This window comes from Novosphingobium lindaniclasticum LE124, from assembly GCF_000445125.1.
Taxonomy (GTDB): domain Bacteria; phylum Pseudomonadota; class Alphaproteobacteria; order Sphingomonadales; family Sphingomonadaceae; genus Novosphingobium; species Novosphingobium lindaniclasticum.
The window spans coordinates 1-8427 of sequence record NZ_ATHL01000103.1; the positions used below are offsets into that span (position 1 = coordinate 1).

The 8427-nt window shown below is 66.0% G+C and carries 5 protein-coding genes and 1 pseudogene; 3 read left to right on the forward strand and 3 right to left on the reverse strand.

All coding sequences use genetic code 11. The features are described from left to right. The 3 genes from L284_RS40435 to L284_RS40445 all read left to right on the forward strand — a co-directional run. Window positions 1-541, forward strand: a 541-nt coding sequence (locus L284_RS40435) for a hypothetical protein (protein ID WP_021235092.1), incomplete at its 5' end; no start/stop codon positions are given. A 167-nt stretch (window positions 542-708) separates the two neighbouring features. Continuing rightward, on the forward strand, window positions 709-2652 hold the full coding sequence (uvrC, locus tag L284_RS40440) for an excinuclease ABC subunit UvrC (protein WP_021235093.1): 1944 nt from the start codon (window positions 709-711) through the stop codon (window positions 2650-2652). A gap of 258 nt (window positions 2653-2910) precedes the next feature. Beyond that, a complete protein-coding gene (locus tag L284_RS40445; protein ID WP_021235094.1) occupies window positions 2911-5592 on the forward strand; it encodes a M1 family metallopeptidase in 2682 nt (893 codons plus the stop codon). A 184-nt stretch (window positions 5593-5776) separates the two neighbouring features. On the opposite strand, the gene L284_RS40450 is transcribed toward L284_RS40445, so the two are convergent. The 3 genes and pseudogenes from L284_RS40450 to L284_RS40460 form a co-directional block, all read right to left on the reverse strand. Next, window positions 5777-6637: a transcriptional regulator gene (locus L284_RS40450; RefSeq protein ID WP_021235095.1), complete on the reverse strand. Its 861-nt coding sequence runs from the start codon at window positions 6635-6637 to the stop codon at window positions 5777-5779. Beyond that, the gene (locus L284_RS40455; RefSeq protein WP_021235096.1) at window positions 6634-7770 is read right to left on the reverse strand and encodes a GNAT family N-acetyltransferase; all 1137 of its coding nucleotides are present in this window, start codon (window positions 7768-7770) and stop codon (window positions 6634-6636) included. The genes L284_RS40450 and L284_RS40455 overlap by 4 nt, the downstream gene beginning before the upstream one ends. A 46-nt stretch (window positions 7771-7816) precedes the next feature. After that, window positions 7817-8427: pseudogene (locus L284_RS40460) on the reverse strand (IS5 family transposase); the annotation flags it as partial.

The window sequence follows — 8427 nt, forward strand, 5'->3', positions numbered from 1 at the left end:
GCCCGCCGGCGGCGGGGCTCCGGCAGGTGGACCGCCGCCGGGCGGACCGGGCGGGAAGGGCGGCCGCTGGAACCTCTCGGTCTATCACACCTGGCGCTTCAGCGACCGGGTGAAGATCGCCGACGGCGTGCCGGAATTGGACCAGTTGAACGGCCAGGCGCTTACGGCCGGGGGCGTGCCGCGCCACGCCATCGAAGCGGAAGGCGGGATGTTCAAGAACGGCTATGGCTTCCGCCTCAAGGCCGAATGGGAAGCCCCCACCCGCGTCGACGGCAGTGGAGCGCCCACGAGTTCGGACTTGCGGTTCGGCAGTACCTTCGACGTGAACCTGCGCATCTTCGCGGATCTGGGGAAGAATGCCGATCTGGTCGCGAAAATGCCGTTCCTCAAGGGCACCCGGCTCGCGCTCGTGGCGGAGAACCTGCTCGATTCGCGGCAGAAGGTCACGGACCGGAACGGGCTGGTGCCGCTTGCCTACCAGGCGGGCTATCGTGAGCCGCAGGGCCGGGTGATTGGCATCGATTTCAGAAAGATGTTCTGAATCATATGGCGTCCCGGGCTCGACCCGGGACCGGGTGTCAGTTCTTGAGGCGGTAGCGTGCTGAAAGGCGCCCTGCCGCGAGATGGGCTGTTCACGGCCATCGGTCCCGGAGCAAGACCGGGACGACGGCGCTTCCCCTTCGGCGCGCGAGTCTCTATCTGGCCGTCATGGCGCGAACACCTGCCGGAACCCCCGAACACCCCAAGGGCACCGAACGCTTCAACGAGGAGCGGGCGACGTTTACCGTGCGCGGCTCGGAACAGCCCGATCTGCAAGCGGGCGTCGAGGCGATCCGCGAAGTCGTGCGGACCTTGCCGGCCAAGCCTGGCGTCTACCGCATGCAGGATGCGCGCGGCGACGTGCTCTACGTCGGCAAGGCGCGGGTGCTGCGGAACCGGGTGGCGAACTACACGCAGTGGGAGCGCCTGCCGGGCCGCCTGCAACGCATGGTCAGCCAGACGCGCTCGATGACCATCGTCACCACCAATTCCGAGGCCGAGGCGCTGCTGCTGGAAGCGCAGCTGATCAAGCGGTTCCGCCCGGCCTACAACGTGCTGCTGCGCGACGACAAGTCGTTCCCCTTCATCCTGCTGCGCGCCGAGCATGACTTCCCGCGCATCATGAAGCACCGCGGCGCGCGCAAGATGAAGGGCAACTATTACGGCCCCTTCGCCAGCGCCGGGTCGGTGAACACCACGATCAACGCGCTCCAGAAGCTGTTCCTGCTGCGCTCCTGCACCGACAGCTTCTTTGCGCGGCGCGACCGGCCCTGCCTGCTCTACCAGATCAAGCGCTGCTCGGCGCCGTGCGTGGGGCGGATCGACGAGGCGGGTTATGGCGAACTGGTGAAGGAGGCCAAGGATTTCCTCGGCGGCAAGTCCAGCGCGGTGCAGAAGAAGATCGAGAGCCAGATGGCCGAGGCCGCTGCCTCGCTGGACTTCGAGCGCGCCGCCATGTTGCGCGACCGCCTGCGCGCGGCGACGTTCATCCAGGGCAGCCAGGCGATCAACGCCGAGGGCATGGACAGCGCCGACATTTTCGCCATGGCCTGCAAGAACGGCCAGATCGGAGTCCAGGCCTTTTTCATTCGCGGCGGCCAGAACTGGGGCCACCGTGCCTTCTTCCCGACCCATACGGAAGGCCTGTCGGAAGAGGAGGTGTTCCAGAGCTTCCTCGCCCAGTTCTACGAGGAAGTGCCGCCTTCGCGCACCATTCTCGTCGATCGCGAACTGCCCGAGGCCGAACTCATGGCCGAGGCTTTCCGCGAACTGGCGGGCGGCAAAGTGGAGATATCCGTACCCCAACGCGGCAGCCGTCGCCGCCTGATGGATCAGGCCGTGCGCAATGCCGTGGAAGCACTCGACCGCCGCATGGCCGAGCGTGGCTCGCAGGCCAAGATCTGGCGCGAGATGACGGAATTTCTCGAACTGCCGGACCTGCCGCAGCGCGTTGAAGTCTACGACAACTCGCATATCCAGGGCAGCAAGGCCGTCGGCGCCATGGTGGTGGCGGGGCCGGAAGGCTTCCTCACCAGCCAGTACCGCAAGTTCAACATCCGCGAAGCGCAGAGCAACGACGACTTCGCGATGATGCGCGAAGTGATGACCCGCCGCTTTGGCCGGGTACAGGAGGAAGACCCGGAGCGCGAGAGCGGCACCTGGCCCGATCTCGTGCTGATCGACGGCGGCAAGGGCCAGATGAGCGCGGTGAAGGACGCGCTGGAGGAACTCGGCATCGAGGACGTGAACCTCATCGCCATCGCCAAGGGGCCGAACCATGGCCGCGAGGGGCGCGAGATTTTCCACTTCCCCGATGGGCGCGAAAAGATGCTGCCGGTCAATTCGCCGCTGCTGTTCCACCTCCAGCGACTGCGCGACGAAGTCCACCGCTTCGTCATCGGCGCGCACCGGGCCAAGCGCAGCCGGGCGATCACCGCCAGCCCGCTCGACGAAATTCCCGGCATCGGCCCGGCGCGCAAGCGAGCGCTGCTGCTGCACTTCGGCACCGCCGGGAAGGTGCGCGCGGCCAGCCTGGCGGACCTCCAGCGCGCGCCCGGCGTCAGCGCGGCGGTGGCGCAGACGATCTACGACTTCTACCACCCGAACGGCTAAGGCAGGCGGCTTATAGGGAGAGAGGTAAGATCACGTCACGCCACGTCGAAATGCCCACCTTCGGAGAGGTGTTCGATTCGGCGATTTGGCGAGCCAAGCCCGCCAAAGGCAGCAGCACGTCATACGAACCGCCGACTGGCATCGACGAACGACATGGCCGCCGCGTAGCCCTTGCCGCTAGGACACGCCCATCCGCTTGCGCGCGCGAAACCCTCGCGCATCAGCAACAAATCCGAATTCCCGGAGCTTTAGCCTCTCATGCGTTCTTCCCTGCGTAACCTCGCCACGGCCGGTGCCGTGATTGCTTTTGCCGTTTCCACCTCGGTTTTCGCCGCAACCGTGCCGCCCGCCGCTTCGGGCGCCCCGGTGCCGCTGGCCGAGACCGTGCCGAGCGACCTGCCGCGCAACGCTCGGCCCACCCACTATCGCATCGAAGTCACCCCTGATGCGCAAAAGCTGACGTTCAGCGGCACCGTCTCGATCGACGTCACCGTCTTCACCGCCAGCGATGCTCTGACGCTGCACGGCAACGGCCTGACCGTCTCGGACGCCAAGCTGGTCGCCGAGAACGGCACCGTAACCGCGCTCCAGACCAGCGTCGACGAAAAGGCGCAGACCCTGCGCTTCGCCGCCGGAAAGGCTATCGCGCCGGGCAAGTATCGCCTCGAAGTGACCTATGCAGGCAAGATCGGTACGCAGCCCTCCGGCCTTTTCGCGCTCGACTATCCCGACAGGCGCACCGGCAAGGACGTGCGCGGGCTGTTCACCCAGTTCGAAGCGCCCGACGCCCGGCGCTTCGTTCCCAGCTTCGACGAGCCAAGCTACAAGGCCACCTTCGACCTTTCCGCCATCGTCCCCGCAGACCGCATGGCGGTGAGCAACATGCCGGTGAAGGGCCAGGAAGTGCTCCCCGGCGGCCTCAAGCGCGTGACCTTCGCGACCACGCCCAAGATGAGTTCCTACCTGCTGTTCTTCGGCATGGGCGATTTCGAGCGGACGGCCACGAAGGCCGCGGACGGCGTGGAAGTGGGCATCGTCTCGCCCACCGGCAGCGGTGCCAAGGCGGACTATGCCCGCGACGGTCTCGCCCAGATCCTGCCGTGGTTCGATGACTACTTCGGCGTGAAGTTCCCGCTGCCCAAGCTCGACAACATCGCGGCCCCCGGCTCGTCGCAGTTCTTCGGCGCGATGGAGAACTGGGGCGCGATCATGAGCTTCGAACGTATCCTGCTGCTCGATCCCGCCACGACCAGCCCCTCGGGCAAGCAGAGCATCTACAGCGTCCAGGCCCACGAAACCGCCCACCAGTGGTTCGGCGATCTGGTGACGATGGCCTGGTGGGACGACATCTGGCTGAACGAAGGCTTCGCCAGCTGGATGGCCGACAAGGTCACCGATCATTTCAACCCGGAATGGAACTGGAAGCTGAACGGCATCGACGGCCGCGAGGGCGCCATGGCCCTCGACGCGCTGCCGACCACGCACCCGGTGGTGCAGAAAGTCCGCACCGTTTCGGAAATGGAGCAGGCCTTCGATTCGATCACCTACCAGAAGGGGCAGGCGGTGATCTCGATGCTGGAGGACTATGTGAGCGCCGATACCTGGCGCGCCGGCATGCAGACCTACATGCGCAGCCACGCCTATTCGAACACGGCCAGTCGGGACCTCTGGGCGGCGATGGAGTCGGCCGGCGGCAAGGACGTGGACCTCATCGCCGAAGCCTTCACCCATACGCCGGGCGTACCGCTGCTGCGCGTCAACGTCTCGGCCTGCGCAGACGGGAAGACCCGCCTCGACCTGACGCAGGACGCTTTCTCGCTAGATCCCTCGGCGAGAGGCGGTGAAAAGCCGATCTGGCCGATGCCGCTGCTGATCCGCGCCGGTAACGGCGAACCCATGCGCCACTTGATGACCAGCAAAACCGACAGCGTGACCGTGAACAGCTGCGATGCCGTGCTCGTGAACGCGGGTCAGCTGGGCTATTACCGCACGCTCTACAACGCCAAGGCGCTCGACGCGCTGGTCTCTTCGTTCGGCTCGCTCGCGCCAATCGACCAGTATGGCCTGCTGCGGGACAACCTGTCGCTTTCGCTGGCCGGTTATCAGAACATGTCGGCCGGCCTGCGCCTGCTCTCCGCCGTTCCCGGCACCACCGATGCGACGCTTGCAGGCAAGGTCGTCGGACAGTGGGAAGGCGTCTACGGCCTGCTGGACGATGCCAGGGCGAAGGACAGGATCGCCGCACGCATCTCGAAGACCTGGGCGCCGCGTCTCGACAAGCTCGGCTTCGATCCGGTGGCGGGTGAGCCGCTGACCGATACCAAGCTGCGCGCGCAACTGATCGATACGCTCGGCTCCATCGGCGACAAGCGCGTCGTGGCCGAAGCGCGCCGCCGCCTGCAGGGCCTGGCTGCCGATCCCAAGTCGCTCGATGGCCCGCTGAAGGGCACCTGGCTGAGCGTGGCCGCCACCAACGCCACCCGCGCCGACTGGGACCTGCTGCGCGGGCAGGCCGGCAAGGCGACCAGCTTCGTCGAACGCCAGCTCTATTACACCAACCTCGGCATGGCACGGGACGAGGCTATCGCCAAAGATGCGCTCGAACTCGCCGTCTCCGGTACGCCGGATGCGACCAGCGCCTCGCAGATCATCACCACGGTCGGTCGTGCGCACCCGGAGATGACTTTCGATTTTGTCCGCGCACATCAGGCGGCGATCGATGGACTGATCGAACACTCCGGCCGTGCACGTTTCTTCGCACGCATCGTCGCATCGAGCACGAACCCCGAGATGGTCGGCAAAATCGAGGCCTATGCCGCGACGCTTCCGGCCGACGAGGCCAAGCCGGTGGTACAGGCGCTGACCGGGCTCAAGGAGCGTCTGGCCAATCGTCCGCGGCAGCGGGTCGAGGTTGCGGCGTGGGTGAAGAGGGCGAGGTAAAAGAGCAAGATTCCGGGGGATGATCCCCCGGGCCCTCGGAATGTCGTCGTCGCGCGACCTATGCGTTGTGCGCTCCTGCGGCGCAGCCATTAAGGCTCCCGGCGCAGCCATGGGCGCACGACGCTGTCGGTCCGCGTGACCGAGACGTCAATGGAGTGCAGGGGCGATGGCCCCTGCTTCTCTTTTACTTCCCAAGCCTGCGAACCACCCGCCAGGCCAAAGCCTTCGCCCGGTTCCGCGCAGGCCAACGCCCGGTCCGGCGCGGTGTCAGCCCAAGCCCCCGCAGCCACCCGTTGAACGCCCGCGCGTCGGCTTCGGCGAAGCTCCATTCCGAGCGCCAGGTGATCGACAGCGAAACCGAGGGCGCGGTGCCGTTGCGCACGAAATGCGGCGCCATGACCGGCACGTAGACGGCCTCGCCCGGAGAAAGTGCGAACTCGGTGCCGCCGGGGAGCAGGTCGTCGCGCCACTTGAGTTCGCGGCCACCGCCGGTGTGGTAGGTCTCGTGGACCTCGTCCGGCGCGTAGCGGGGATCCCCGGCGGGGAACTGGGTCATGACCTTGGTGCCGCACACTTGCAGCAGGATGTTGTGCTCGGGATCGAAGTGGTAGGGCGTGACACCGCCTGCCGATGTGACGAAGGCAAAGGCCTGGAGCTTCATCATGTGGCCGGTCCTGGCTTCGATGGCGGGGCGCAGTTCGTCCAGCAGGTCTTCCAGCAGGCGCGCGTATGTGGGGTCTCGCTCGATATTCTTGATGACGGCCCAGGAGTTGGTCGTCTCGATCTCGCGGATGGTGCGGCCGATGGGGATGCCGGTGGGGGCGGGCTTGCCGTCGACGCCGAGCGGCTGGTTGCCGAAGTTGTATTCGACCGAAGTGGCGGGGAGCGACTCTGCAAGCGTGGCGAGAGCTTCGAGTGTCAGCAACGGATGGTCGCCCAGGGCATGGGCCAACTTGTGCGGCACTTCGGGGTAGTTCGCGGCGAAGCGGCGGCGCGTATCCTCCGGGAAGACGGCGGCGTTTCGGGCTCTGGAAAACACGTTCACGGGCTTCCTCCGGCAGGGCTGCGCGCGGTTTCGGCGCGGACGAATTGGCCGAACAGGCGGCGGCGGAGCGGGCCGCCGATCGCGATGGAAAGCCGCGCGATCGTGCGGCGCTCGCGCCAGAGGTGGTCGATCATGGGGTGGTCGGCGGCGGCGCAGCTGTCGGTCCAGGCGATGTCGGCGCGTTCGAGAATGCGCAGGTTCTCGCGCTGGAGCAGGACGCCGGGGGAGAAGCGGGCATAGTTCTCGTCGAAGGCGGTCTTGAAGGAATAGGCGCCCGGCGGGGTAAGGAAGCTGGCCAGCATGGCGATCGGGCGACCGTCCAGCGTGAGCGCGAGGCGTTCGAGACGGCCGCGCTCGGCAGCGCCTTGCAGGCTTTCGCGGAAGAGATTGCCCGTCGCGGGGACACTCGTCAGTGCGGATCCGGCCTTGCCTTTCCAGCCCGAGGCTTCGAGCGCGAGGAAAGCGTCGCACCATGCGGCAAGTCCTTCCCCGTCGGTGCGCTGCTCGACCGTGAGTGCGCCAAGTTCCGCAAGGCGGCTGGCTTGACGGCGCAGTTCCTTGCGCTTCTTCCCCGAGAGCGAGGCTTCCAGATAGGCCTCGGGCGTGAGGTTCGAGGCGAGCAAGGCACGCTCCTCGCTCAGGACCACTTCGGAATGACGCCGCTGCACCGTCAGGACATGCGCAAGCGCGGCATGAAGCGGGCCGTCGAGGGGGAGGCCGCGTAAATGCAGGAACAGGGCCTGCCGCGCCGTTCCGTCCGCCCAGCCGAGCAGTGCGCGCCAGAACACGGTCTCCGACCCGCGCAGTACCAGCGGAACGCCGCAAAAGCAGTTGTCATGGAGCCAGCTCGTCAGATTCGGCACTGGCCAGCGGTAATAACGGCGCGAGCGCAGGATCGGCAGCAGGCCTGCGAGTTGTCCGGCCCGTTCGAACCGCAGGATCATGACGTTCGCGGTTCGGGCGAGATGGCGCAGCGAGGACAGGAGATACCAGCTCTCGAAGAAGGGATTGGGCTCGCTGGCATCCCGCGCAAGGCGATCCCAGGCGGCAATCTCGTCTTCCATCGTCCGCCAGGGAACGCAGCGTAGCGAAGCGGTTTCATCGCGGAACGACTGGGCCTTTGGGTCGAACATGGTTCTTGCCTGCCTATCCTCGGAGGCGTTCTAGGGCGTGGACTCATTACGCATTGCACCACAGCCTGACGCATATGAGCTTGATGGCCGCGAGATAGTTGGCAGCATCCTTGTCATATCGGGTGGCGATGCCCCGGAACTGCTTGATCCGATTGAAGAAGCGCTCGACGAGATTACGCTGGCGGTAGAGCCATGACGAGAAGCCGAAGCGCTGCTTACGGTTGGAGCGGTTGGGAATGTTGGCCCAGATGTTTCTGGCCGCGGCCGCCTCGCGAATGGCCGTGCTGTCATAGCCCTTGTCACCGAGCAGGGTGGCACCCTCGGGAATGGCCTCGATCAGCGCTTCAGCTTCGTATGCATCATGGACCTGGCCACCCGTCAGTCGCAGTCCGACAGGACGTCCATCAGCGTCGACAAGAGCGTGGAGTTTGGTCGTAAGGCCGCCCCGGGAACGTCCCATGCCATGATTGCCGGATCCCCCTTTTTGCCCGTCGCACCGTGCTGGTGGACGCGCATGCAAGTGGAATCGATCATCACCAACTCGCCGTTGAAACCGGCGGAAACCGCCGCCAACAATCGGTCCCACACTCCAGCCTTTCGCCAGCGGATGAACCGGTTGTAGCAGGTCGTCGACGGACCATAGCGTTCCGGGACCTC